The organism is Bradyrhizobium sp. BLXBL-03, assembly GCF_051853015.1.
GTDB lineage: Bacteria > Pseudomonadota > Alphaproteobacteria > Rhizobiales > Xanthobacteraceae > Bradyrhizobium > Bradyrhizobium manausense.
The window spans coordinates 7605091-7630587 of sequence record NZ_CP182470.1; the positions used below are offsets into that span (position 1 = coordinate 7605091).

Here is a 25497-nt window from a genome sequence, read left to right on the forward strand (position 1 = left end):
GAAACGCTCCCGGCCGATGACCCGGTTGGCGGCGACACGCTTATTGGCTACGGACGTATGAGCACATCCTACCACGAACAGAGGTATTTTGCACTCGGCGACCGTTGAGGGTGCGAAACCTGCAGTCGACGGCCTTGCTAGAATAGCGCGTTTCAACGAGTGCGTAAGTATTTGGTCGTCTGGCCGGGCGCCGATTGGAATGAGGAGACCGCCGTCGCGTGGGCCTTGCTGTTGGCTCCCAAGGGTGCGTCCCGCCCGAGTAGGACGGGGCGCTGACGAGCGAGGCTTACTCGCCCGTCTTATGTGGCGCCGACCCCGGCCTACGAGACCTTTGAGGAATGACGCTGGTCTGGCGTTCGATCGGGCGTATCGATTGTTACACAACCGCTCGCCGCGCGCGACACGCAGGTGCAGACTTTGCTGTTCATCGCTCGCTCTTCACCGCTGAAGAACACATCACGATGATTGACCTCAGCCGACGCCTCCAGGATCGGCAGCACGCAAAGACCGCATTCTCCGCGTCGACAGCCGAAGATCATGTCGACACCGGCATCTTCAAGCGCCTCCAGCATGGAGCGATGGGCAGGGACGTCGATTTCCAGGCTTAATCGGGGAATCCTGATCTTGAATGGGGCGTCCGCGAAGCCACCGGTATTGCCAAACGTCTCGTAGCGGAGGTGCGCCGTGGGCCTGCCCGCCTGGCTCCAAAGCTGTTTGGCCGTCGCCAACATGTCGAACGGGCCGCACACGTAGAGCTCACCACGCGTGTCAAGTTGGGCGATCTCGCTGCCGATGTCGATCCGCTGTCCCTCCTCCCCGACGAAAAGCTGAAGCCGTTCGCCGACGTAAGTGGTCAGCTCGTCGGCAAGCGCGAGGTCGCGACGGCTACGTGCGGCATAGAGCAAGCGAAAATTCGCGTTAGCTTGATTCAGTGCCAGCGCCATCGTGTAGATCGGCGTGATGCCGATGCCGCCGGCCAGCAGCAGGTAGTCCGGCCGACCGTAGCTTAGTTCGAAACTGTTTCTCGGCTCGAAAATCGTGAGTCGTTCGCCCACCTTGAGGCGCCACATGCCCGCAGATCCGCCCCGGCTCGATGCGAGCCGCTTGACGGCGATGCGATACAGTCCGTCGGTACAAGGTCCCAGCAATGAATAGCTGCGAAGCTGCGGCCGCCCATCAGTCGGCACAAGGACGTCGATGTGACTGCCAGGCGTTACGTTAGCCAATGGACAGTCCGGCTCGATCTCGAAGAGACGGACGTCAGGAGTGAGATCGCGAGTGGCGCGAAGGTGTGCACTAATCCGCTCCATCGGCTTGGCCATGACTTTTCACTCACTCGGCCGCAACGTTCGCGCTTACGGGGGCCTGCTCATCGGCCAGCATTCGGTCGATCAACAGCCGTGCCCAGAGCGCGCCCGCGTCGATGTTGAGATCGTAAAAGGGCAAACGCGGGTTGTTGGCGATGGCGGCCTGCTGCGCCTCCAACACTCGGTGATCCTGATCGTAGACGCCTGCCCCACCATTGACATGGGCGCGCTGGAGCTCGCTCGTCAGCTGTGCGTCATTCTTCCGATAATTTCGGACAAAATTCCAGAAATAGTGGCAGGTCGTCTCAGTTTCCGGGGAGATCGCCGCCAAGAATGCGCCGCTGACGCCTTGCGAGCGGTCGCCCTGGGGCGCGCCTGTATGTGTCAATGCCACGCCTACGTCACCGACGACCACCGATGGCGCCTGGAACGTCACGATCTGCCAGCGATCGACCCGGCCAGGCCGTGCGAGCTGGCGGCCCCAGAACGGGGGTGGCTCGATATCGATCATCCAACGTGTCATCGTCGCCGTATTGCCTGTGTGGGTCACCTCGAAGGGCGCAGCCGTGATCGCCTCATCGCCAATGCTGCCGGCGTGCACATAGGTTTCGTGCGTAAGGTCCATCAGGTTATCGATCACCAGGCGATAGTCGCATTTCAGCTGATAGAACGTGCCGCCCTCGCCGACCCATTGCTTACCGTCGTTCCAGTGAAAATCCGGAATTTTGGCAGGGTCGGCCAGCGCCGGATCGCCGGGCCATAGCCAGACCAGACGATGCCGCTCCGCCACCGGATAGGCGCGCACGCAGGCAGACGGATTGATGGTTTTCTGCGCGGGCATGTAAGAGCAGCGGCCGGCCGAATTGAAGACCAACCCGTGATATCCACACCTGACGTCGTCGCCCTTAAGGTGCCCGAGCGATAAGGGCAGCAGTCGGTGCCAACAGGCGTCCTCAAGCGCCGCGACGGCGCCATCAAGACGGCGGTAGAGCACGACGTTCTTACCGCAAACGGTGCGGGCGGACAGCTCGCGGGCGATCTCGTGGGACCAGGCCGTCGCATACCAGGCATTGAGCGGAAAGGGTTTGGGTGCGTTCATGGGCGCAGCTATCTCCATGTTTTGGTCGATGGTCGCGGGCTTGCCGTCTTAACTCCCATTTTCGAGCAGATTGCGTTGGCAATGATTATGAGACAACCGGACAGAGTTGATATCCCTTATCTACTCTTTCGATATGGTGGTTTGGTTTCCGCACGGAGGATCTTAAGAAAGATGGCAAAGGATCGGGATCCGCTCGCGATTGATTTTGCCGCGATCCGTACCTTGCGGCTGGTGTCGGAACTCGGCTCGTTTTCGAAGGCCGCCGAAGCACTCGGTACGAACCAATCGACAATCAGCTATACCATGGACCGGCTGCGCGCGGCGTTCCACGACCAGCTGTTCGTGCGCCAGCACGGCGGCATCGCGCCAACGCCTCGCTGCATCGAGATTGTTGAGTGTGCAAGCCGCCTGCTTGAGGGCTTCGAGGGCCTGATGCAGCCGGCGGACTTCGATCCTGCAAGCGCGTCCGGGCGGGTCACGATCGCCTGCAATTATTACGAACGCTCGATCATTCTGCCACGCACCATCGCCGAAATCAGACGCCAAGCGCCGCGCCTGCTGCTGGAGGTCAAAACAGCGCGCGCTAAAGGCACTGCGTTTCTCAAACGCGGCGAAGCCGATCTTCTCATTGGCCCCTACGAGGTGCAGGAGGAGAGCTTCTACCATCGCCATCTGCTGGATGACCACTATGTGTGCGTTATGCACCGCAATCATCTGCTCGCGAGCAGGAAGTTGCGCGTCGACGACTATGTCAAGGCGAACCACGCCGTCGTCAGCTATGGAGGTACCTGGCGCTCAGGCTATCTTAGAGGGCTCGATGAACGCGGCCTGTCGCTCAACCAAGTGGTCACGGTACCGAGCATCTCTGATCTCGCCCACATTCTCCCCGGCACGGATCTGGTCTCGACGGTGCCAAGCCGCATCGCTTCGAACATTGCCAAATCCGTCGTAGCAACGTCGTGTCCGTTCCCCGAACCGTTTCAAGTCGGCATGACCTGGACGGCCCGGACGCATCATTCCGCTGCCCACCGGTGGCTGAGGCAACTCATGGCCCGAATTGCCGGCACTTTGCCCTACAAGGCGGTTCTCGCCGCGGCCGCCGGGCGCAGTCGCGGCGGCATCAATGCCGGAGCTTGACTCTCCGGGCCTATCGGCATGCGACTGTCTCCTTCTCCCGGATTCGTACCGATTTCCTCACTTTTACTGCAGCACAAGTCTCCTCGTTCCGTTGTTTCGCCTATCGGCTCAGAAAAAGCGTCCCGCCCGATGAGATCGGGCGGGACGCTGGCGGAGCGAGGGTTACTCGCCGGTCTTACGCGGCCGTGACCAGAGGAGGGTGTAGCCTTCGCCGGCTTCATCGTCGAACAGGTTGGCGTAGATGGGCGCGTTGAACGAAGGGTCATCGAGCTTGAGCGAGAGGTAGTCGCGGCCTTCCTCGGACCGCTTGGACCAGGCTGCCCCGATTTCCGCCCGGCCCACATAGACGCGGTGGCTGGGAGCGCTCTCGTTTGAGCGGTTGGCCTCGGGGACGATGCGCACGCCCCTGGCCTGCAGACTCAGCGTGACGATCTCACCCTGGAAATCGTTTCCGACCTTTTTGAACGAACCGATGCTAGCCATGTCACTTCTCCTTGAGGTTGTTTCGAGCCCCGCGACCACCGCGGCCTCGATGGCGATCTGAGGGCCGAAGACGATCGGCGACGCACCCGCTTTTCTCGCGGGCCGGAGCGTTAAGCGGAGGACGCCGACGGGGAGACTTTCTTGTCTCGCGAGGAATGGGCGTTAGCCCAGGGGAAGAAAGTCTCAACCGGCGGCGTTGCGGCTCAGACGATCGAGGCGCAGCCGGTCTTCGGCCAGATCAAGCCAAGAGGCGAGGTGCGTCCGAGCGCTGAACACAGACTGAAGCGGAAGACCTGGCAGAGCTCGACTTGCAACACAAGAAGGCGACCAGAGTGTACTCGTCGATCTCCCAATGTAAGATCGAAGGCGGCCCCTCCTTGTCATAATGAGGATTGCCGACGCTGAGCACACGCGGACTAAGATCGCCTGCTAGGTCCAATTGTCGTTCGGCCATCTCAGCGCATCGGCAGTGCCTGCCAAGGCTTCGTCGACCTTCTCGTACTCCGCGAGAGCGGCGAAGATGGGATGGGGTTCGACAATCGCGCCAGCTCCGCCAGCGCATCTGCGCACTCTAGAGTGACGAGCCCGCCGCGAATCATCCCCACGAATGCGGGTCTGCGGACTTTCGTCGGAAGACGTCCAGGAAACACGCCGCTCTGCGCTCACCCACTTTTCAGCTGTCACGGACGTGCTTTGCGCGGAGAACTTCCACGAATTGCTCGGCCCAAGCCCGGTATGGGTCTAATGCCGTTGACCACGCCGAAGGAAAGCAATCGCCAGAGGCTATTCCTCAGGCGCTGCGTCGGTCAGAGACGGTTGAGGCAGAATTTGTCGTGGCTGGCTCTCCACCTGGCCCGATAACTAAAGTGATCTGCATCCAAGCCTTCCCCGCGATGAATGTCGCGCCGACGTACGCGAAGGCCTCGCACCAGAACGGCGACGACACGCTGATCCGCGATAACGCGAGCATCAAATGGAAACCAGCAATTCCTGCCGGAAAAGCAAAGACCGCCCCAATCACGCCGCGCACGGTGATCAGCCGTGTCATGGAATGGGCGAATTGAGCAATGGCAAGCGTCAAGGCAGCACTGACGATGGCGACAGTGAGCGCAGCAATGATCCCGCTGCCGTGATCCAATGCCATTGCAGCGGCGCTGACGGCAACAAAAAATGGGAGGGCGTATACTGCCAGAGCAACGGTCAGCCAGAATAGCAGACCGAGCCCAACGAGATTAAGGGCAAGTCCAAGGGCAAGCACGGTGGTGGTCCCGCTTAAAAGCGTTGCGACTGCGCCTTCCACCACCACCACGGCGCACTTTGGTGTATACAACCAAAAAATGATGAAATCGAGACGCAACTCTGCCTTATATGGGAAATGCGACTCGCTGCCAGCCGGCGACAGGCTGTTCGTCGACTATGCCGGCGATGGCGTGCCGGTGGTGGTCGACCGCCTCACCGGTGAGCGCAGAAGGGCGCAGATCTTCGTCGCCGGGCTCGGCGCATCGAGCTTCACCTACGCGCATTCAACGTGGACGCAGGGGCTCGCCGACTGGATCAGTGCCCATGTTGGCGCCTTCGCGGCGATCGACGGCGTGCCAGCGCTGCAGGTGCCCGACAACACCAAGGTCGCGTGGCGAGCCTCTACGACCCGTAGATTCAATCGTACCTATGCGGAGATGGCGGCGCATTACGGCACCGCCATCTCCCGGCACGGCCGCGCAAGCCGCGCGACAAGGCAAGGTCGAGCAGGCCGTCGTCATGGTCGAGCGCTGGCTGCTTGGCCACCTGCATCATCGGTACTTCGGCAGGGCTGAGGCGATCCTCGCGTAACGAAAAGCATCAAGCGCGACACCATCGCAAACCGCCGCTTGTAGCATCAACTGCAGGCTGCTTAAACTCTAACCCAGATGAGCCAGAGCCTCTCTTCGCTAAAAGCCTAATCAGTCTCAAATTATCCGACGTCGGACAGGCCGCCAACTGCGTTGTTCAACAAGGACTTACAGAATGCAGGCGTGAGCTTGCCGCGGTGGATCACGACGTTTTCGTGCCCCATCGCGGCTCGCGCGCTCTGCCAGTGCCGATTGTAGCCGCGCTGTTCATTGGATTTCACATGGCAAGCGGCGAAGTCGGCGTCAGCCGCTGTCGCCAGCTGCCACGCATGTACCGGCCGCTTTGTATGGATATGCACCCACATCGGATTTGCCGCCGCACCGTTGCGCAGTGCCTTGGGCTGCAGCTTAGTCTCGAACAGCGTCCCCGGATCGCCGCTCAACGCGCGCGGTGGATCCGGAGGCTCCAACTCCCCGGCCGCCCGCAACCGTTCAAGGTATTTCTGCGAGGGAAAGCCGTAGCTCTTCATGCAATCGATCATGATCGCGGCTCTTTGCCTCTTCAATGAGTTGGCCTGTCCCTGCACCTCGGAATACATCGCCTTGAGCCGGACTATCTTGTCGTGCACTTCGGGTACTTGCGCGGGCGTGAGCAAGCCACTTCGACGAGGCTCCTCCAGCGCGGCTACACAGGCCTCGATCTCGGCGGCCTGTCTTTGGAGGCGCTCGACGACGATATTTAGGACGTGGTCGGCGTCCTCGGGTTTCATCTGACGCGCTTGCGAGACGGCGCTTTGCTGAGCGGGCAGATCGAACTGCAAAAGTTCGACCAATCGCTTGAGCAGCCCGGTCAGCGCTTCTCTGGAGGGCGGAGCCTGCCAAATCGTCAGGTTTCCGCTCGCCGACGATGACGCCCTCGCGCGAGCCTCCTCCGCGCTCGTGAGTGTCTTTGTACCCAGATCCGAGAGGACGATAACCTTGCGTGTTGGGCCCGTGCCGGCGTCGGACCCGGCGAGCTGCGACTCAGCGCTCCCAGCTGTCGAACTCCCCTCGCCTGCGGCCGCTTCGCGCCTGCCTTTGCCCTTCCTGCGCGCTGCAGTGCCTTCGCCCATCCCGGCAGTATGTTCCGGCAGCGCAGCCCAAGCCGTCGGTTCAATCGTGGCCGGCGTCTTTGGCTGAATTGCCAGAAGCCGCGTGACTTCGTCCGCTGTAAGCCACGCACCTTCCACGATCTGGTCCAGCAATTTCAACGGAAGATCGGCTCCCGCTCCGGCGTCCGTTAAGCTGGCAACCATGCCCCTCACTTCCGACGCAAATTCCGAAAGCCGCTCCATGACGCCTTCCAGAACCTCGCGGTGCTCAGCGTCAAGCGCCGCTCCGTTGCTGTTCATCACGGCCTCGGCCGTCGAGTCGAATGCCGGAACAACATCCTCGATGAAGGTCCCGAGGAGACGCACCCGCCCGTTTCCATCGATAAGGGCGTCTCGCACGGCTGGTCCCAACCTGCTCGCTAGGGAGAGCTGCGCGAGAGTGATCTGCGATTCCAGATACTTGCACTTCGTATTGAGTGCCCGGCCGGTATGCAGTCGTAGTGCGGCCTCTTCGGACTTCCGCATCTCGGGCGTGCTGCTTGGCAGGTCGGCAGTAGCCGCGCAGACGGACTGCATCCGCTCCGAGCGCAATGCCCTCTTTCCCCACCACTCCATGCAGTGCTCATAGTAGGGCTCCACACCTGAAAGCACGCGGTTCAGCTGGTCAGGCGAAGCGGTGCGGCTGATCCTGCCGACCAGGGCTGCTGCTTTCTGTCTGCTCTTGTCCAGGCCATCGAAAATCGTAGCAGCCACGGCGTTACATTCGTCGGCCGCGCCCAGCGTCTCATCGCGGAGCTGACGAGCCCGATCGTCGGGCAGAATGCGCCGCGCCAAACCTGGGGGCAGAGCAGCGTAGTAGTCCAGAACTGCTAAGCCTGCCTTGATGACCTGATCAATCAGCTCTTGCCTTTCGGACAAGGTCCGGCCGCGCGTGGCTGCCCTACGACAAGTGACAAGGTCCTCAAGCAAGCTGCCCAAGGTTCGCTTCGCTGCCTTAATCTCATCTTGTGTTGGCGCCGCCACATCCGAAGTTGGTTGCCGGTTCACGAGCGGCGCGGTTCTATCTTGAGGCCCTGAGCGCATTCGCTCCACGACGGCGTCGAAAGATTGACTGCGTTCCCCAGGGACGAGGCCGAACTCCAGGCTCGAACTGCTCGATACCCCAGTGCTGTCGGCTCCTCCAGCCCCAACGTGCGATTTGCCAGGTCGGCCGATGCCCGTCATATTTTATCTCCGATGGAAGAGTCGAGAATGCGCAGCCTTCCTGGCTAGACCGCTTCGCTGACGAGTAGCTGACCAAGAGCGTTTTTCCCGATGCACAAGCCCATGTCGCCTCGGGTCCACTTCCTTCGATAGCTGCTGTGCTGCTGAAGACAGCGATGCCGGGATGACCGCCTCAGCTGCCGGATCATCACCTGCAGTACATGACCGCCGCCTGAAGCGCGAAATTTTCGCGAGCGCGCTGGGGGCAGCACCCCGCCACTCGATCGCCTTGCATTGGGGGTTCATTTTCCTCCGGAAATTGCCCGCGGTCGGCGACAACAATGGGCGCGTGGACGTTTCGGGCGAAAATCCGTATGCGGGGCATCGCGCGCAATCTAGTGTCCTAACCCAGAAATTCATGGCGTTTTAGGGCCTTGGCTGACACATTGTAAGCCCATAAGCGTTCGATGGAGCTGAGAATGGCGTCGGCTGATTTGGTCCATCGGGAATGGGCTGGGGTCGGCGTTGTGCTGTTCGAAGAAGGACGTGATCTCAGTACGTCGTTCCGCCACGCTGCGGTAGATGCCGCGCCTGATTTTGCGCTCGGTGATGACGGCAGCGAAACGTTCGACCTGATTGAGCCAGGATGAGCTGGTTGGCGGCAGATGGACGTGCCAAGCGGTCTCTTGGCCAGCCAGTTACGGATCAGCGGCATCTTATGGGTCGCATAATTGTCCATGACGAGATGAACGCCCAGATCGTCCGGCACGGCGACTTCGATCTCATCAAGAACTCCGATCCAGCGCCTGCATCTGCGGCGTTTCGTCGACACACAGCACGATGGCTCGCTCGGGCGGGGCCATGTAGAGGCCGACGACGTCGCGAACCTTGGCGACGAAGCCAGAATCTGTCCCGCTTCCTTTTCGTCACAAGAGTATGAGGAACCTCATTCGCCAACTCAGTGTGGCTGCGCCTCACCTCGGCCGATGAAGTCCAACACCGACTCCGCCCGACTGATCTCACGTGAGATACGCTCCAATATCCGGATCGTAGATGCATGCGTCCGGATGAGACCCGCTCTCTCGCACGCAATATCCAAGTGATGCATCACCTGTTCGTGGGTGGGAGCGGCCCGATTCTGCAGCGCGCTGATTGTCAATGATGCGAGCATATTGTCGACGACAGTTTCTTCGGTCGGAATCAAATTTGATTGCCTCTCCTGATCGTAGGCCCGACTCTGAAATCAATTATCGACGAAAGTGTGGGCACTCGGCGAGCGGACACGTACGTTGCGGATCTGGAGTGCGCAGAGCGGCGGATTACAATGTGTTCCGGCGTCCGCGAGCCGAAAAGGCGCCGACATCCCAATGAATTGGGGACGCTCGAGAGTTCATCGGAAAAGCGAAGTATGATCAGAAAGCGTGACACAAAGCTCAATCGTCATCGTTTCTGAGCGCGCGGCACTGTTCTGCGTGTCGGGCTAACTTCTCGTATTCCTCGGCCACTTTCAGAAGCCTGTCTCTGCGTCTGCCTGGTACGAGCGCATCCGCCTTGGTCCGCGTTGCTTGCGCACGATCTCGCCAGAGCTGTGGATCGTAAATTGGTCTGTATGGCGTCATGTGGAGAGGATGCAATTCGTAGATCAAGATAGTGCGACGGCCGACCTCCGTATCATTACGTAGCTATTCATCAGCAAGCGCCTCACAGCGAAGACCGGCGCAGATGCAGCGGCGCTTCGCATCGCAGGACGGGCATGAGCCTCTATTTAGATTGCGCGGCATAGAGTGAGCGACAACAACCAATTCGCTCGTGAGGCACGCCGCGCGCCTCGTCTCGCAAGATCTTCCGGAATAGACGGTGCAGAAAATATTACGAATCGTCATCTCACTCTGGCAAACCTGACGTACGAGGTTGTGAGGTTAGCTTTACCCTCGCTAGAACTTGCATGCTGTTGCAGCACGTGTTGTTGTCGCGAACGCGACCTTCGCCTGACGTCTGAAATCCGCCAAGGTGTTCCGAATACGACATCGGGCAGATTGCTGTTCGTCTGCGAATCTTTTGGAGGAGAAGAGCATATGAAGTTCAGTGGCAGACGCCTGTCGATCTTGTTATCCTTGCTTCTGGCTGCAAGCGTGAGCACGATCGTCAAGGCCGATGGGCCGTCGCCGAAATATACGGAGGTGCTCAATGCCCTGCAGGCCGGCAAGGATGTGAAGGTCATACTAGATCTCAATCGCTGTGCCAGCGCCGATGGGAACAAGACCGGGCCAGCCGTGCAGGGCGGACTGACTATCAACGCCTTCAGGGTGAGCGCTCCGAATGGCATCAGCTTCGCCAATGCACATCAAACCTTGGACAGCTCAGGACACCCGGTTACGGAATACATCCGCCACAGCCTCAGCCGTGAAGGCAAGCTCACGGTGAGGGCCTCCAAGCTGGCCGCCGGGTCGGCGGAAGTCGTGAATCAAGGTGAATTCGTGTGCGAGCTGCCCGACGGAGCGAAGTTCGTCTGGTAATTGGAAGTAGCACCGCGAGTGGCCGAGCTCCCGGCCGCCGGGTTCAGTGAGCAAACGACTGCCTGAAAAGATCGCGATTGGGACCTCATTGTTGACGGCCCCGCACGGATCTTGAGTAAGACCAATTGGCGCTCGGCTGCTAATTCATGTTTAACAAAAAAGCGCGTTTTTGGCCAGCTACGAGACTCGAGCGTCAAACGCCGATAGCGTGGCCCTTGACAGCGGGCATCAGAACACCGCTTTCGGGCCAGGGCTAATGGCATCCAACCACGGCCTTTCGGTTCGCCAGCCTGGTCGCGCTTATACCGTCTCCGCCAGCGCGATAGGCGCATTTGAGGCTGGGTGAACGAGGCGCCACCCAGTTGGAGTGTCTTACATTGTTGGCGAGGAGAAAAACCTGCTGATAGGCCCATAGATCGCGGCACGAAGAGGTGGGTTGATCGAACATTTTGCATCAGAAGCGCGCCGCAAGTGGGTGAGCCAACGATCCCACCTTCTTCTGAGCTGGGGCGGGCTTCACATCGGGCAGATGACAATCGTTATCGCTGCTTCTTTCCTGACAGACACGAACGCATGCCGACAGCATCTGTCAGCTCAGTCGTGACAGATTGATATCGCCGGAAGACATGAAGGGTGATCTATGTTCCTCATCAGTGCGACATCAGAGAAAATGGCCATTGCGAATGATGGTGTTGCGCAATTCAACTTGCCGCGTCGGGAGTCGCCTGCCGCTACTCGGCGAAATCTGGCGACGCGAGGAGCCGCCATCGTTCGCGCACTGAAAAAACCTAACGTTGTGTTAGATTTGCCTTTCACGTTGAGGCTGTTAGATTGAACGGGCTGGGGTCAACCTAAGGAAGTGACGTGCGGAATGAAAAAATTATTGCTCATATCGGCGGGCGCGCTCGCGTTCGCTGCGGCGGTGTCCAGTGTCGTCTACGTCGCTAGGAACGCTGCGCAATATTTCGACATCAATACATTCGCAGCCGAACCACCCGTTCTCTGCACCGGTGACCCGGAGTGTGTAGATCCTAGCCCGGATCCCGCTGGTATCTGCACACGTTACCCGGAGGCGTGCCGACGCTAAGGACCTAGTTTACAGATTGCTTGCGAAAATAGCGGTTGCAGTGCCCCGTTTTCGCAAGAGGGTCCTAATACCTGATCAAGCAAGGATGTCATCTTAGGTGTTCTCCAGGACGACGATATCGACCGAGAAGTTCTAGCCGCGCGCACGATATGGGTGAGGGACGTCTCTCTGCGAGCACGGCTTGCCGAAGCCCTCCCTCACCCGGTCCAAGTGGCGAAAAGAATGGAGATTGATCATTCATGGTCAGGGCCAGCCAGTACGTTCTCGGCTGGTTTGATCGCAACAGCACTGACTACACGAATGTAGGTAAAGCGCACGGCAGCCGTCTTTGGCGCCGCGCGGGTGTGCAGCGCCTTCTTGTGGGGGCCGACTTTTGGGCGAGCGAGACGGAGCGTTCGCGAGAACAATCTGATTGCAGGGCTTGCAGCGGGCCCGGACCGCTCGGCACCCGGATGCAGCAACGAAATGCTTGGACATCTGTCTTCTTTAAGGTGCTGAGGCGTCGCTTTCAGCGTCAATTAAGACGGCGCTCACGCGCCGTCTTCGCTAAACTTCCAAACCGGGATGCCGAGCTTCTTGGCCTTATCGACGAGGTTGTCCTGGATGCCTGTGCCCGGGAAGTGCATGACTCCGATCGGCATAACCTCCAGCATCGCGTCGTTGCGCTTGAATGGTGCGGCCTTTGCATGTTTCGTCCAATCCGGCCTGAAGGCGAGCTGCGGAACATTGCGATTTCTGGCCCATTTTGAACCGATCAACTCAGCCCCTTTTGGCGAGCCGCCGTGCACTAGAACCATCTCAGGGTGTTTTGCGTGGACCTTGTCGAGCCGATCCCAGATGAGCTTGACGTTGTTGAATTCCAGCCCTCCGGTGAGCGCAATCTTGGGCCCACGAGGGAGCATCACTTCGGTTTCGGCCCTGCGCCTGGCAGCGAGAAAGTCTCGGCTGTCGATCATCGCGGCGGTGAGGGTGCGATGATTGACGACTGAACCAGAGCGCGCCCGCCACGGCGAGCCGGTGTGAACTTCGAAGCTTTCGGCAGCCTGGTCGCGAAAGAACTCCATGGCGTTGCGACGTTCGATCAGCGTGATGCCTTCGGCGGTAAGACGTTCGAGCTCGACGGATGCCACTTCCGATCCGTTCTGCTCGCGTTGGCTTCTCTGCTGCGCTTGCTCATTGGAGTCAAGTTCTCGGTCGATGCGTTCTGCCGCGCGATGGAAGAGATTGACGGCTGACCAGAGCAAGTCCTCAAGGTCAGGCTCCAGGCGCGTATCGTTCAGGGTCGAGACTAGCGCATCGAAGATGTCGGCGATGGCGCCGGTGATTGCATTGGTTTCGGGAAGGGGCCGTGGATCGGGTTCATCTTGCAAAGGACGAAAGCCAAACAATTGAAGTTCGGTAAGAGTGTGATCGGTCGGGGATGAAGCGTGGTGCGGTTCGAATTGCGGATCGTCGTTTTCGGTCGCCATGGGTGAGGTCCTTTTTCGGATCGGCCGCGTTCACCGCGGCCTTCGTGGCGATCATCCGACGGCGAGCGGCACGGACCAGAACCCAAGCGAAGCGCAGGGCCGAAGCGAAGCGGAGGATGGCAGAGGTGCGGCTATTTTGTTTCGCGATGCAAAGGCGCGGAACGCGCCGGCGGAAAATAGCCGTGACCTCTGCCATTGCAGGGCCGTCCCGCTTGCCGTCCGATCGCCTCTAGAAGGCCGGGGGCGGCTCTATCCGCAAATGTCGACCTCACAGGGCCGGTCATTAGGCTGACGGCTGTGTTCAACCGGCCTCGATCGCGACCGGGAAGCATTGAGCGCAGAAAACGCTAAGCAGCGAATTGAGACGGTCAGGTCGCCCGACGCGCGGCGAGCAGTGCAGCTCCCAATCCGCACATGACGGCGCCCGATGCCTGTCGCGTTTTCGCGATTAACGCCGGCCGTTCGGCGAGACCGGCTCTCGCCTTGGACGCCCAGTGGGTCACGATGAGATCGACGCTGGTATTGAGAGCGACAGAGATCGTCCCGAGAATGACGAACCGGACGGCCACGCTTCCGGTCGTGTCGACGAACTGGGGAATGAAGGCGAGAAAGAAGGCCGCCGTCTTTGGGTTGAGCGCCTCCACGACGATACCCTCTCGCAGTGCGCGGCGTGCTCCGGTGGTGCGAATCTCCGCAGGCTCGGCGATGCGCGCCTGGCGCCACATCTTGAGACCGAGCCAGATGAGATAGAAGGCACCCACGATCTTCAGCAAAGCGAAGGCTTCGGCACTCGCCATGATCAGGGCGGAAATGCCGACCGCCCCGGCGAGAACGTGCACAAGGCCACCGAGACCTAAACCGACGCTGGACGCCAGCCCTTCGGTTCTCCCGCCAACGAGCGTTCGGGCAACGATGTAGAAGATGCCCGGCCCCGGCGTGATCGCCACGACCATGGCAGCCGCGAGGAAGAGTAGGAGGGTTTGCAGCTCGAACATCCAATTTCCCGCTTTTCTTGCCACTTCCTGCGCTCCCCCGTCTCGCTTAAGCCGGAACGGGTATCAAGGGGGCCACTTCCCGATCGTGGTTCTCGCTCGCCGATAGGCCCGCTGCTACGCCCACGCGGTCGGCCTCCGGGCGGTTCTGACTCATTTTGCGCTTGCCCTCGAACCGCGAGACCGGGATGCGCACGCCGATGATTCCGCGCAACTGGGCGGTAATGAAGTCGGCGGGGGCATCGGAGACGGCCCACGGCTTGGCGCGCGACCCTTCGTGCTTGTTCGTCAGCCGCGTCACTACGTCGAGCAGGCGCTCAGGCTCCAGGAAAAACTCGACTTGACCGTAGGCATGCACAGCGACGTAGTTCCAGGTCGGCACGACTTTTCCGGTCTCCTGCTTGGTCGCATACCAGGACGGCGTCACGTAGGCCTCAGGACCCATGAAGATCACTAGCGCGTCGCCGACGGGAGGCACGCGCCACTGCGGGTTGGCCTTCGCGAGGTGTCCGTACAGCACACCAAGCTCGCCCTCGCTTTCGTCAAGAAAGAGCGGCAGGGGCGTCGCCACAGGACCTTCGTCGGTGGCCGTCACCAGGTTCGCCAACCGGGCACCCCGGATGGTGCCGCGGATACTCTCGATGTTGTCGTCCTTGAAAGCGGGTGGAATGTACATACCGTCTCTCCGTTCTTGCGATCCGGAGATAAGGCGAATCTGGCTTACGTTGAACTGCCAGTTTTCTCATTTTTTTCCAGTCCAGTTCGCCGCCCCCTGATTTCGTCGATGGCTTGGGCCAGGAGCTTGCAGCCGCGTTCGATCTGCTTCGTTTCCAAAGCCGAAAAACCCATAACTAGACCGACGGTTTGCGGCCGCGGTCGGCGGCCTGCCCGGCGGCGATCGTAAAGGACAGAGACGGGATAGACGCCGACGCCCTTCGACCGCGCCGATCGGATCAGTGCCTCTTCGGCTTCCTGCGGCAGATCGGCGAACCACACCACGACGTGAAGACCGGCGTCGGCGCCGTCGATCCGGATGCGGTCTGCAAACCTGTGTCGCAAGGCATCGAGTAGGGCCCGCTGGCGCTCGGCGTTGCGTCGGCGGACACGCTTGACGTGGCTGTCATAGGCGCCGCTCTCAAGCATTGAAGCGAGGGCACCCTGTCCGGCCAACGGTGTGTGCCTGTCCATGATCTGTTTTGCCGCGCCGAACATGGATCGCAAGCCCGGAGGAACGACGAGGTAGCCAATTCTCAACGTCGGCGAGAGCGTCTTGGATACGGTCCCGAGATAGACAACATTATCGCTGCCTTCCAGGGCGTGAAGCGGAGGGACCGGCTTTGTGTCGTACCGGTATTCACTGTCGTAGTCGTCCTCGATCACGTAGGCGTCACACTTTCTGGCCCAGGCGAGCAACTGGTGCCGGCGCCCGATCGGCAGGACGCCGCCGAGCGGATATTGATGCGACGGCGTGACGTAGGCGAGCCTTGCCTTAACCGTATCGAGCCGCTCCGTCTCCAGGCCATCTCGATCGACCGGGATCGGGACCACGGTGGCGCCCGTTGCCGCGAAGGTGTGCCGCGCCATCAGGTAGCCGGGATCCTCCATGATAAAGCGGTCGGCGTCGTCAAGCAGGAGCCGCGCGCAGATGTCGAGCCCCTGCTGAGATCCGTTCACGACGACAATCTGATCGACGTCGCATCGCACGCTTCGCGACCGCCAAAGATATGCTTGGAGCGCCGTTCGGAGCCGCAGCGCGCCGCAGGGATCGTCGTAGGCCAGACGCTCCGGCTTGCGGGTCATTGCCGCGACCATGGCTTTTTTCCATGCCAACACCGGGAAGTCCGACGGCGAAAGATCGCCATACCGGAAATTCGCGACGAGGTCGCGCGGCGGTTCGATCCAACGAGGGAGGTCCTGTCGCAACCGCTCGCCGAACTTCGAGAGCCGAGCCTTGCGCGTCGCTGCCCGGGACGAAGCTCGCTCACGTCCTTGATCGACGATAGCGCGAGCGACACGTGGCCGGGCGCCATGGCGTATCTCGATGAAGCCCTCCGCGGCGAGTTGTTCATAAGCGACCGTCACGGTAGAGCGCGAGACGCCCAGCTCGCCGGCAAGTGCGCGGGACGAGGGCAAAAGACCGTCGGTGCCGTAGACGCTTTCGAGAATCTGATCTCGAAGTGTTTCGTAGATCTGGCGTGAACCGATCCGCCCGTGGTGCTGGAAGCCAATTCTTCAGCCTCTATATTTTGTTATATTTTGTTCTCCCAAACGCCAACCTTTTCAAAGAAATACGTCCATCAAGATTGATGGCCAAGTTGAAGTTGGCGAGCACTCTTCAATTCAACGCTGCAGGCGAGTTCTACTCAGGGTCAAGAGCTACCTTCCGAAATGCGCTAGCGCCACGGTGGCTGTATCTCAGATAGCTGCCGGCTTACTGCACCGCAAGTCGGCAGAGGCGGACAAGGCCGCCTAGCCGCTCGAGCGTCCAATATCGACTGCAGTCCGCTCATAACCGACAACAGGACGTAATCGCCCAAGGCGGCGCCGCAGGCTGATCGGTCAAACCGCCCCGGCCTCAGCGAAGAGCATGAACCGCGCGCGGTCCTGGGGTGCGAGCTGGCCCCGCAAGGCTGCCCGAATTGAATCGACGCCGAGGGCGCGTAGATCCTCGTTGAAATCGCCACGCCTTGGTGACCAGATGATCGCCTCGATACCGTCCGCGTGGGCGCGCTCGGTCAGAGTCATCGCAGCTGCGTCGCCAGCCGCATCGTTGTCGCGCGCGATGTAGAGCCGGCGCAGCGTCGGCGGGAGCAGAAGGGCGGCAAGGTGGTTGGCCGAGAGCGCAGCGGCCATCGCCATGGCAGGCAGCGCATAGCGCAGCGACAGCATCGTCTCGATGCCTTCGCCGGCAGCGAGGACGTCGTCGGCCGCGCCAAAGCGGACGGCGTTGCCGCGGAGACCGCCCATGGCCCGTCGCGGCGTGTCGACCGGTGCCTTGCCGAAGCCGTCCGGCGCAAGCCAGGTGCGATGCGCACCGGTGACGCAATCGGCAAGATCGGTGACGGCCGCGATCATCGCCGGCCAGGTCTCAGTCGGCGAAGTGTCGTCCGGGCGATAGTGGCAGCGGGGATGAAACCGCAGCGCGCCCACGTCGTGGACAGCTTTGATGCCGCGATTGCACAGGTAGGTCTCGACGAGCGTCCTGCGGATCGGCTGCGACACGGCGAAGAGCCGTTGCGCTGCTTCCGGCGATCCCGCGGGGACGGGTGTGCGAATGATGGTCTTTGGGGTGCGGCGCGGCTCGGTGCGCTGCAGCCTCAGAAAGCGTCGTGCCTCCTCGGCGACGTCGCGAAAATCTGTAAAACCACAGCTCTCGCGGATCACATCGAGGAGATCGCCATGTTCGGCCGAGGCAGCATCGGTCCAATGCCCGGCGGCGCCGGAACCGGAGTCTGGTCCGCTGAGCCGGACGTACATTGACCGGCCAGGCGTATTGCGAACGTCGCCCACTATCCAGTAGCGCCCCTGGCGCCGCCCGTTGGACAGGTAGTAGCGGCAGACCGCCTCGGCATCACGGGCGAGACGGCGCGCCAGTTCGGAAGCGCCACCGGGCATCACCTAACCTCCCGAGCGTTGACATTGTGTTGCGTAGAAGCTGCCAAGCGTCCGTGAGACAGCACCCAAGCCCAGATGCGCAACATGACTCGCGGTGCAACCCATTTGCCGGCCGGCCCCTCGGGCGAGGCTGTCAGTCGCACGAACATCGACCGCCCTGGTGTGTTGCGGGCATCTGCTGTCATTGCCGTAAGATTGGGAGAGGCATTCCGTATTGCGTAGGGTTCGTCGAAACCAATCACTCCGTCGAAGCCAGAGCCTGACCATTCCATAATGAGCCTGACGCACGACAGCTTCTTGCCTCGTCGATCGGCGCGTAGCGTGGCGTAGGTCGTAAAAAGGACGCCATAAGCGAGCCGTATCCGGATCGGCGAGCTCGGGCAAAACCGTCGGAGGCGCGTGATAAGCAGCCGCTCCACATCGAGCACGGACCACTCAGGCCGCGCATCCTCCGTCAATTTGTCCGACTTGTTAATCCAGACGCCGCGTAGCTGTCTCATCGTCCAATCGTCGATCGAGATGCCGCCGACCTGGCGCCGCATCAACAACGGCTCAAGGGCCTGACTATCTTTCCGGCGCCGTGCTCGGACCGTGCGAAACCCCGTGATTTTCGAAAGCAGCATGGAAATGGGCGATCCTGGCTTGGCACGGATAACCGATCCATATTTGCGAACGGACAGGGCGGTTGCCGCCTCGCAGACGTCAGAGGCGATCTTCCAATCCCAGGAGCCGGTCGCGTCGATGAGACCGAACCCAACTTCCATGGCGCGACCCAAGATCACTTCGATGCACAGGCGGCGCTCACGGCTTGGGAGTGGACGGCGTGTGATACGAAGAAAAGATGTTGCCGCGGGCGAGGCTGCGGCAGCCGCGGCCGTAGTATCTGATGGCTTGAACATATGGAAAACCTGAGGAGAGCGGTTGCGCATCGAGCCGCCGGCGCTCTCTCGTGATCCGACGGGCTCAAACCTGCCCGTCGCCCCTCTTCCTCTTCATCACTGGGAGCCGCACAAACGCCCTCGCCTGGACCATAGGCGTGCAGCCGAATTGGCAAAAGCCTGGAAGAAGTGATTCGCCGATCTCGGCCTGCCGAACGCCGAGGAGCACCAACTCAAGGCTGCTGTAGTTGTTCAGCTAAGACGGTTGAGGGCGGAGCGGGAGATCACCCAGACGGAAGGCGCCAAGCTTGTCAACTTGAAGAAGCCTGACCTGTCCAAGGTGCTTCGAGACATTTCAAGCTGGTTCAGTGGCAGAGCTGATGCGTATGCTTCCGGCGTTCGACCAAGACGTTGAATAACCGTAAAGCCACATCGGAAGCTTGAAATCCGATCGACGTTGCAACCGAAGCAATAGCTCGAAGGTAGACGAGCATGCTTGCGCCGCCTCAGAGACCGCCTGAAACCGAAGGCAACGGGGATGGGGTAAGTCGGCTTCGGTGAACGTGTGAGAAAAGCCGAGGCGGTGGTGTGGCGGCAAGATGCCGATCGGGGCGAGCCTGAAGCCATCGCACGAACTCCTCGGCGGCATCGCGGCTGCCCTATCGGCGATGCTGCTCTATGGCGGCGAGGGCTCATGCAGCGGCCCGTGTGGTGCGATGGTACTCCGCCTTGCACAGTTCCAGGCGAGCAGCTCTTGCTTCGGCCGGAAGCGATGCAATCGAACACATCGGTCGCTAGGACTTGAAAAGTTTCTGTGTTCACGAGCGACAGGACCGTCCGCTCTCGACACCCGCCTTCGCTGTCGTTGAAAAACGGCAGCAGATACCAGGCGAACTTCGGACCACCAGGTGGCTCAGGAGTGCCATCGATGCCAAACGATTCTCGATCACGGGCGGCCGCACCTTCACCTAGACTACGCCATCGGTGCAGCCGTGTTTGGAACGTACCGTTCGCAGCCCCGCCGCGTCGCTAGTATCAGCTCGCGCACCTCCCTCACGCCCTCGCCAATCTGTAAAGCTGACCTTCCTGCTCTCAACGCGGCAGCTGCTTGAAGCAACGCATCAATGTTGTCGGACGGCCCCGACGCATGTGCATCGTCGTTGGGTGGCGCGTCCCGCGAGGCGTCAGCCTGAAGATCGCCCCGCTTAAGCGCCAGCTTCTTGACGACGAGCATCACAAGCCGCTCCCAGCGCTTCTCCAAGATCAAGTCCTTGAACGCATGCATCTGCAGGCGCAGCTCCTCCTTCTCAGCGTCAAGCGCGAGCACCATCCGCGGGGCGGAGCGATCGCGGCAAGGTTGCGATTGACCGCACGGCCGGGCAAGTTCATGCTGGGCCGCTACGTCGCGTTGGAGATAAGAAAGCCCCACCGAATCCATTCTCGTATCCAGCGTGCGACACAGGGGACTTTCTCGCCATGGGTGCAACTGGCATCGCCCAAGCTCTATCCGACGGATCAACCGCGATTGGATTTGACCCTCCTGCTGTGCTCAGAGCGTATCCGGCGACAGCACGGGCCCTTTATCATCGAGAATAAAGGCGAACCGCGTGACACCAAAGGCATGATTGCCCTATGTGACCGTTCGATTTAATATAGCTAGAACTGAACGAAGGCTTTTAACTATACGAAGGTTTGTAGTGCGCCTTCTTCGGCTGTCTGATCAGTAGCGATCTCAAAATCACTCGGGGCGCCTGTCGGCGTCGGATTAAATTGAAGTATTTAATCTCTCTGCCAGAAGGGCCGGACTGCTATAAGCATGTTTAACCAGCTCACCACCACTTTGGGACGTTCAGCGACGCAGCTCGTTTTTGGTAGCATTGCGCTAGCGGCGGTGACGCTAACCTCCTTGTATATTCATAGCCCTTTCGCAGCGACGGCGTTCGCCTATCTGGTGGTGATAATGCTGTTCTCGCTGATGGGCAGCTTCATCGCATCGTCGGTGCTTTCCATTGTTGCCGTCGCTGCGTCAGCCTACCTGTTTACGCCGTCCACGTTCAGTCTCCGGATCGATGACCCAACGAACCTTTTGGTGGTTGTCGCCTTCCTAACCGCTTCAATTGTCGGAACGCACCTGATCGGAAGAGTCCGCCGCGAAAGGGATGCTGCGCGTGAGGTCGCGGCCAAGCTACGGCACAGCGCGGCCGAACAGCATGACCGCGAAAAACGGTGGCGCGCGATCTTTGAGCACAATCCGGCCATGTACTTCATGCTCGATGAAGCGGGAACGGTCCTCAACGTCAATACTTTCGGCGCCTCTCAACTCGGCTACGCGCCTGCGGAACTGGTCGGCCTATCTGTGCTGAAGGTCTTTCAGGAAGAAGATCGCAAAGTCGTTCGCAAGTGCATCGAGGAGTGTCTCACAAACATCGGTCAGTCGCACACCTGGGACATCCAGAAGGTCAGGAAGGACGGGTCGGTGCTGTGGGTGCGCGAAAACGCCAAAGCAATGCCCTGGGCCGAGGACAAGCCCGTCGTCCTCATTGCCTGCGAAGATATTACTGAGCGAAAGCGGACGGAAATTGCCCTGCAACGGAGCGAAGCGCATTTGGAGCAGGCGCAGGAATTGAGCCATACTGGCAGTTTTGGCTGGAACACGGCCACCGGCGAGGTCTTCTGGTCCAAGGAAAATTTTCGGATTTTCGAGTATGACCCCGAGAAGACGATACCGACACCGCAACACGTCCTCGACCGCACCCACCCAGAAGATAGGGCTTCCGTCCAGGCGATTCTGGATCGAGCGTCTCAAGGCCAGGATTTCGATCATGAATACCGACTGCTGATGCCCGATGGGTCAGTAAAGTACATTTATGCGGCAGCACGGGCCACGAGAACCGCCTCTGGCGATATCGAGTTTGTCGGGGCGGCGACGGACATCACGGCAGCAAAGCAGACGGAACAACAGCTGCGCCGTAGTGAAGCCTATCTGTCCGACGCGCAGCAGCTCAGTCACATGGGCACTTGGTCCTGGGATTGCCACCGTCGCTGTTTTGTCTATCGCTCCGCCGAAGTGAGCCGTCTGTTTGGCTTGGATCCGGACGAGCCTGTATCGCTTGAGACCATCAGGTCGCGTATCCATCCAGATGACTTGGCGCTGCTGCAGGAAGTGCAACGTCAGGCTGGCGAACAGAAAGCAGGTAACTTCAAATATGATTTTCGAATCCGACTTCCCGATGGTGCGATAAGGCACATCCACTCAGTTGCTCACGCTGTGCTGGGAAGCGATGGCGCCACCGTCGAACTCGTCGGAACGCATATGGATGTCACCGAGCAACATGTGGCCAGGGAGCGGCTGGAAAACACCCTTGCTGCGCTGCGCGAAAGTGAGCAGCGCTTTCGGGACTATGCCGAAACCGCTTCCGACTGGCTCTGGGAGACCGGGCCAGACCACCTGGTCACTCATTTGTCGGAGCACGCCAGCGCCGTGGGCATCTTGACCTCAGGGCTCGTCGGTCTGCCTCCTTGGGAAATTGCGTGCGATGTTGAAGAAGAACCCGAGAAGTGGCGGCAGCATCGGGCGATGCTAGACGCGCATCTCCCATTTCGCGATCTGATCTATCGCGCAGTCAACAAGACCGGCTCTGCGTTCTACGTCCGGACCAGCGGCAAGCCTTTTTTTGATCTAGCCGGCAACTTTCTCGGCTACCGTGGCGTCAGCACCGACATCACCGCGAGGATTCGCGCAGACCAGGCCGAACAAGAGCTGCGGAAGGCACAGGCGGACCTTGCGCATGTGACACGCGTGACGACGCTGGGGGAACTAACGGCCTCCATCGCCCACGAAGTAAACCAGCCGCTCGCCGCCATCATCAGCAACGCCGACGCGTGCCTCGGCTGGATGGACCGCGAAACTCCCGACCTTTCCGCGGCGCGCAGATCGGTGGACTGGATCATCGAAGACGCGATCCGGGCAAGCGAGGTGGTCCGCAGGGTCCGCGCACTTGCGAAGAAAGGTGAGATCGAGATGGTACCGCTCGATATCAATGACGTCGTCAAGGAGGCCATCACGCTGGTGACACGTGAGCTGGTTAATCAGCAAGTGACCTTGCGAACTAAGTTTGCGCCAACACTTCCCACGGTCCTCGGTGACAGGGTTCAGCTGCAACAGGTGATCATCAATCTCGTGATGAACGGGATCGAGGCCATGCAAACGATTGGCGACCGGAAGCGCGAATTGACGATCCAGTCATCCATGGATGATAAGGGGCGTGTGCAGCTCTCCGTGACGGATTGCGGCGCCGGGATCGCTGACGAGGACATTGATCGCATCTTAGACCCGTTTTTTACTACCAAATCGAGCGGCCTTGGAATGGGTCTATCGATCTGTCGTTCGATCGTGCAAGCTCACGGAGGGCGCCTGTCCATCGTCCGCAAGCGGGAGCCGGGCGCGACCTTTCAATTTGTCCTGCCAGTCGTGTCTTAACGTCTTCCCCTCCCTGAATGGAGGGATTTTCCGAGGAGCCTTAATTTAAACGGCTCTACGGGATTTGCGGCGGCAGGAGACATCCACCGCGGGCCGCGTTCCGGCTCTGAGAATGTTGCGGGCTGCGTTCACGCCGGCGTGCGCCTCGTGTCCGCAAATCGTCGCAGGCGAAACGTGCTTGGCTTTCGCGATTGGTGCGTCGTCGCCAGCCATCAGACGGTCGTGCATTCAAAAGATGAATCCGTCCGCTATAACGGCGCCGAAGTGAGCTCCACCAACACGGTCGCGGGCTACTACAGCATCTTCAAGCGCGGCATGAAGGGCGTGTATCAGCGCTGCGCTGAGAAGCACCTACACCGCTATCTTTCAGAATTCGATTTCCGTTACAGCAACCGCGTTGCGCTTGGCATTGGCGACGGGGAACGCGCGGACGTTGCCATCAAAGGCGCGGCTGGCAAGCGTCTGACGTACCGTCAATCTAACTAAGCGAGGACCTGTCCCGGCTGGCCCGGCGCTTCGTACGCTGGCGGGCCAAGAAGTCTCGGACCCGTTAATCCACCACCTAGACTCGCAGCAGCGAATCGGTTCCACTTTCCCATTGAGTCGAAAAGCCCGCCCTTCGCGGGGGCGGGTTTCCGATACCGCAATCAACTTATGGGGTCGATCGGGGTCGGTTAGGGAATTCATGACTGGAGTAGACTCCAGATTCTCTTATGCAGTCAAGGTCGGCCCTTTTTGAAAGGAAACTGACCTATGACTTGGCAAGTAACACAACTGATGCTGGACTATCATAACGATCGCGGCATCGTGTCCATCATGAAACAGGCGCAAGATCCAACCAAGCCAAACGACTACTCCAATGTTAGCGTAAATTTTCCGGTGGCTGACAATGATCAAGAGAAGGAGGGCGAGTCTGCGCTGCGTCAGCGGACAAAGCAATTGCTGATCGACGCAGCAAACTCTCTCTAAGCGAAGCCAACTCGGAGGTCAGGTTCATGACCTGACCTTAGAGGATGGACATCCTCACATCCGTATCCATTCCTTAAGCTCCAGTCTTATTGGGCTTTTTTGCATTCTTTGCCGCTGCCCGTTTCTTGGGCTTTACCTTCAACGGCTCATGCGGTGTCTTGAGCGCGCCACGTAGAGCAGCCTAAACGCTCTTGGGTTTCGCGCTCTCCGTACTTTTCACTCTTATCTTTGTTCATAGGCCCGTTATGCCCCGTACACGGATCATCGCGTCCGCGATTGTAACGTATCCATGAGTTTCTCCAGGCGCTGGTCGCCCGACTCTTGGTTCGCCCCGCTCTTGCTCCTGAGTGTAGGCAGCAGAAAATATCCGAAAGTGCAGCGCACGCTCCCTACCATTTCCTGGAGGAGCGCAAGATTGCTTTCACTAGTATATTTCCTCGCCTAAGCGCAGCCTGCATCGCTGACCAACTGGCGGTGAAGAGAATGGCTGGCCATAAGAAAATGTGTTCGTTGTTGTAAGATACCGGCCTGCCCTCCCGGGGTGATGCTAGTTGACACCCTAAACTTGCCGAACGACCTGCTTCGGAAGGGCCTGGAGTAGCTAGAGAAAACACTCGGGTGCGAGAGGAAAGCCGTGACGCCTCACTGGGAATACCAGCTTAGATTTGATGTAAGCGATTCGGCTGCGGCGGAGGCGATACGACTAAGACGCCAAGAGCCGAAGTTGGGGCCATTGTTCGATATCCTCATGTCCCATCGTGCCGCGCCAAAATGTCTGTTCGATGCCTTTGGCGAGTATGTGGCCGCCGGCGAAAAATACGGCATCGAGCGGTATCCGCTCTACGAATGGACAAAGGCGACGATCGAGACTCCGGCGACGCGAAAGAAGTACTTGAAGAGCTTCGCAGTCTACGTGGACGACCACGAAGTCTATGCCAAGGCAACTGCCGATGCATTGGAGACAGCCCTGCAGCCGCTGGTCAGCTGCGGACTGTTTGCGCGGATAATTAAGCACGATACCAATCCCGCCAACAATCCGCAGCCGCCAGAGTGATGAAAACTGCCTGTCCGGAATGCCGTGCCTATTTCGGCAAAAGTGAATGGCGACCCGTCGTTCGCGCGCTCACACCGAAGCGTTTGCGCAATGCGTGGGCTGGTCAACCCGATAACGTCAGCAATACGGCTCTCGCCCAATCGGCCTTCCCGTGACCGCGCAGACTGCAAGGACCCAAGTGCCGCCAGCTGCTCTTCACTCGCCACGACTTGAGATTTACCTGACATGCCCCGCCTCCGCGAGGCAGCGTGAAGACGGAATCACGCTCGGCATTCGTTAGTTTGATCG

General features: G+C 59.9%; 18 protein-coding genes and 4 pseudogenes. 9 read left to right on the forward strand and 13 right to left on the reverse strand.

The window, feature by feature from the left end:
* Positions 1-320: 320 nt before the first annotated feature.
* Both ACNJX9_RS35940 and ACNJX9_RS35945 read right to left on the reverse strand, forming a co-directional pair.
* Positions 321-1322, reverse strand: a complete 1002-nt coding sequence (locus ACNJX9_RS35940) for a PDR/VanB family oxidoreductase (protein ID WP_439406840.1) — start codon at positions 1320-1322, stop codon at positions 321-323.
* Between the two features lie 10 nt (positions 1323-1332).
* Positions 1333-2406, reverse strand: coding sequence for an aromatic ring-hydroxylating dioxygenase subunit alpha (locus ACNJX9_RS35945; RefSeq protein WP_439406842.1), 1074 nt, complete (start codon positions 2404-2406; stop codon positions 1333-1335).
* A gap of 171 nt (positions 2407-2577) precedes the next feature.
* On the opposite strand from ACNJX9_RS35945, the gene ACNJX9_RS35950 reads away from it, so the two are divergent.
* Complete coding sequence (locus tag ACNJX9_RS35950; protein WP_439406843.1) at positions 2578-3543, forward strand: LysR family transcriptional regulator; 966 nt, start codon at positions 2578-2580, stop codon at positions 3541-3543.
* A 162-nt stretch (positions 3544-3705) separates the two neighbouring features.
* Here the strand turns inward: ACNJX9_RS35950 and ACNJX9_RS35955 are convergent, their stop codons facing one another.
* Positions 3706-4026 (reverse strand): DUF736 domain-containing protein, encoded by a 321-nt coding sequence (locus ACNJX9_RS35955; protein WP_439406837.1) that lies wholly within the window; start codon positions 4024-4026, stop codon positions 3706-3708.
* A gap of 790 nt (positions 4027-4816) precedes the next feature.
* Positions 4817-5383, reverse strand: a complete 567-nt coding sequence (locus tag ACNJX9_RS35960; protein WP_157083404.1) for a hypothetical protein — start codon at positions 5381-5383, stop codon at positions 4817-4819.
* Positions 5384-5417: 34 nt separating this feature from the next.
* Here ACNJX9_RS35960 and ACNJX9_RS35965 point away from each other — a divergent pair.
* A pseudogene (locus ACNJX9_RS35965) lies at positions 5418-5829 on the forward strand (IS21 family transposase); the annotation flags it as partial.
* Between the two features lie 148 nt (positions 5830-5977).
* Here the strand turns inward: ACNJX9_RS35965 and ACNJX9_RS35970 are convergent.
* A complete protein-coding gene (locus ACNJX9_RS35970; RefSeq protein ID WP_439406845.1) occupies positions 5978-8170 on the reverse strand; it encodes a hypothetical protein in 2193 nt (730 codons plus the stop codon).
* A 458-nt stretch (positions 8171-8628) separates the two neighbouring features.
* On the opposite strand from ACNJX9_RS35970, the gene ACNJX9_RS35975 reads away from it, so the two are divergent.
* The gene (locus ACNJX9_RS35975; protein ID WP_157083403.1) at positions 8629-8799 is read left to right on the forward strand and encodes a hypothetical protein; all 171 of its coding nucleotides are present in this window, start codon (positions 8629-8631) and stop codon (positions 8797-8799) included.
* A 141-nt stretch (positions 8800-8940) separates the two neighbouring features.
* Here the strand turns inward: ACNJX9_RS35975 and ACNJX9_RS35980 are convergent.
* Positions 8941-9057 (reverse strand): annotated as a pseudogene (locus tag ACNJX9_RS35980) (IS630 family transposase); the annotation flags it as partial.
* Between the two features lie 1167 nt (positions 9058-10224).
* On the opposite strand from ACNJX9_RS35980, the gene ACNJX9_RS35985 reads away from it, so the two are divergent.
* A complete protein-coding gene (locus tag ACNJX9_RS35985) occupies positions 10225-10665 on the forward strand; it encodes a VirK family protein (RefSeq protein ID WP_057743316.1) in 441 nt (146 codons plus the stop codon).
* 1617 nt (positions 10666-12282) lie between these two features.
* On the opposite strand, the gene ACNJX9_RS35990 is transcribed toward ACNJX9_RS35985, so the two are convergent.
* The 6 genes from ACNJX9_RS35990 to ACNJX9_RS36015 form a co-directional block, all read right to left on the reverse strand.
* The gene (locus ACNJX9_RS35990; protein WP_439406847.1) at positions 12283-13221 is read right to left on the reverse strand and encodes a DUF2493 domain-containing protein; all 939 of its coding nucleotides are present in this window, start codon (positions 13219-13221) and stop codon (positions 12283-12285) included.
* Positions 13222-13589: 368 nt separating this feature from the next.
* Positions 13590-14216: a LysE family translocator gene (locus ACNJX9_RS35995; protein ID WP_439406849.1), complete on the reverse strand. Its 627-nt coding sequence runs from the start codon at positions 14214-14216 to the stop codon at positions 13590-13592.
* 46 nt (positions 14217-14262) lie between these two features.
* Entirely contained in the window at positions 14263-14889 is a 627-nt protein-coding gene (locus ACNJX9_RS36000) for an FMN-binding negative transcriptional regulator (protein WP_439406851.1), read from the reverse strand.
* Positions 14890-14933: 44 nt separating this feature from the next.
* A complete protein-coding gene (locus ACNJX9_RS36005) occupies positions 14934-16442 on the reverse strand; it encodes a PLP-dependent aminotransferase family protein (RefSeq protein WP_439410197.1) in 1509 nt (502 codons plus the stop codon).
* 330 nt (positions 16443-16772) lie between these two features.
* A complete protein-coding gene (locus tag ACNJX9_RS36010; protein ID WP_439406852.1) occupies positions 16773-17828 on the reverse strand; it encodes a DUF7146 domain-containing protein in 1056 nt (351 codons plus the stop codon).
* Positions 17828-18727: a strawberry notch-like NTP hydrolase domain-containing protein gene (locus ACNJX9_RS36015; RefSeq protein ID WP_439406853.1), complete on the reverse strand. Its 900-nt coding sequence runs from the start codon at positions 18725-18727 to the stop codon at positions 17828-17830. Before ACNJX9_RS36015 ends, ACNJX9_RS36010 begins: the two co-directional genes overlap by 1 nt.
* Before the next feature lie 184 nt (positions 18728-18911).
* Between ACNJX9_RS36015 and ACNJX9_RS36020 the strand changes: the two are divergent.
* Positions 18912-19121: pseudogene (locus ACNJX9_RS36020) on the forward strand (XRE family transcriptional regulator); the annotation flags it as partial.
* Between the two features lie 558 nt (positions 19122-19679).
* Here ACNJX9_RS36020 and ACNJX9_RS36025 read toward each other — a convergent pair.
* Positions 19680-20144, reverse strand: a complete 465-nt coding sequence (locus ACNJX9_RS36025) for a hypothetical protein (protein ID WP_439406855.1) — start codon at positions 20142-20144, stop codon at positions 19680-19682.
* Between the two features lie 378 nt (positions 20145-20522).
* Here ACNJX9_RS36025 and ACNJX9_RS36030 point away from each other — a divergent pair, with 378 nt between their 5' ends.
* The 4 genes and pseudogenes from ACNJX9_RS36030 to ACNJX9_RS36045 all read left to right on the forward strand — a co-directional run bounded on the left by ACNJX9_RS36030 (position 20523) and on the right by ACNJX9_RS36045 (position 25209).
* A complete protein-coding gene (locus tag ACNJX9_RS36030; protein WP_439406857.1) occupies positions 20523-23186 on the forward strand; it encodes a PAS domain S-box protein in 2664 nt (887 codons plus the stop codon).
* A 204-nt stretch (positions 23187-23390) separates the two neighbouring features.
* Positions 23391-23672: pseudogene (locus ACNJX9_RS36035) on the forward strand (transposase); the annotation flags it as partial.
* 267 nt (positions 23673-23939) lie between these two features.
* Complete coding sequence (locus ACNJX9_RS36040; protein WP_439406858.1) at positions 23940-24155, forward strand: hypothetical protein; 216 nt, start codon at positions 23940-23942, stop codon at positions 24153-24155.
* A gap of 748 nt (positions 24156-24903) precedes the next feature.
* Positions 24904-25209, forward strand: coding sequence for a hypothetical protein (locus ACNJX9_RS36045; protein ID WP_439406859.1), 306 nt, complete (start codon positions 24904-24906; stop codon positions 25207-25209).
* The last annotated feature ends 288 nt before the right edge of the window (positions 25210-25497 follow it).

Coding starts and splice junctions, on each gene's coding strand:
- ACNJX9_RS35940 (WP_439406840.1), bottom strand. CDS start 1,322: ATGGCCAAGCCGATGGAGCGGATTAGTGCACACCTTCGCGCCACTCGC.
- ACNJX9_RS35945 (WP_439406842.1), bottom strand. CDS start 2,406: ATGAACGCACCCAAACCCTTTCCGCTCAATGCCTGGTATGCGACGGCC.
- ACNJX9_RS35950 (WP_439406843.1), top strand. CDS start 2,578: ATGGCAAAGGATCGGGATCCGCTCGCGATTGATTTTGCCGCGATCCGT.
- ACNJX9_RS35955 (WP_439406837.1), bottom strand. CDS start 4,026: ATGGCTAGCATCGGTTCGTTCAAAAAGGTCGGAAACGATTTCCAGGGT.
- ACNJX9_RS35970 (WP_439406845.1), bottom strand. CDS start 8,170: ATGACGGGCATCGGCCGACCTGGCAAATCGCACGTTGGGGCTGGAGGA.
- ACNJX9_RS35975 (WP_157083403.1), top strand. CDS start 8,629: ATGGCGTCGGCTGATTTGGTCCATCGGGAATGGGCTGGGGTCGGCGTT.
- ACNJX9_RS35985 (WP_057743316.1), top strand. CDS start 10,225: ATGAAGTTCAGTGGCAGACGCCTGTCGATCTTGTTATCCTTGCTTCTG.
- ACNJX9_RS35990 (WP_439406847.1), bottom strand. CDS start 13,221: ATGGCGACCGAAAACGACGATCCGCAATTCGAACCGCACCACGCTTCA.
- ACNJX9_RS35995 (WP_439406849.1), bottom strand. CDS start 14,216: ATGTTCGAGCTGCAAACCCTCCTACTCTTCCTCGCGGCTGCCATGGTC.
- ACNJX9_RS36000 (WP_439406851.1), bottom strand. CDS start 14,889: ATGTACATTCCACCCGCTTTCAAGGACGACAACATCGAGAGTATCCGC.
- ACNJX9_RS36010 (WP_439406852.1), bottom strand. CDS start 17,828: ATGCCCGGTGGCGCTTCCGAACTGGCGCGCCGTCTCGCCCGTGATGCC.
- ACNJX9_RS36015 (WP_439406853.1), bottom strand. CDS start 18,727: ATGTTCAAGCCATCAGATACTACGGCCGCGGCTGCCGCAGCCTCGCCC.
- ACNJX9_RS36025 (WP_439406855.1), bottom strand. CDS start 20,144: ATGGATTCGGTGGGGCTTTCTTATCTCCAACGCGACGTAGCGGCCCAG.
- ACNJX9_RS36030 (WP_439406857.1), top strand. CDS start 20,523: ATGTTTAACCAGCTCACCACCACTTTGGGACGTTCAGCGACGCAGCTC.
- ACNJX9_RS36040 (WP_439406858.1), top strand. CDS start 23,940: ATGACTTGGCAAGTAACACAACTGATGCTGGACTATCATAACGATCGC.
- ACNJX9_RS36045 (WP_439406859.1), top strand. CDS start 24,904: ATGTCCCATCGTGCCGCGCCAAAATGTCTGTTCGATGCCTTTGGCGAG.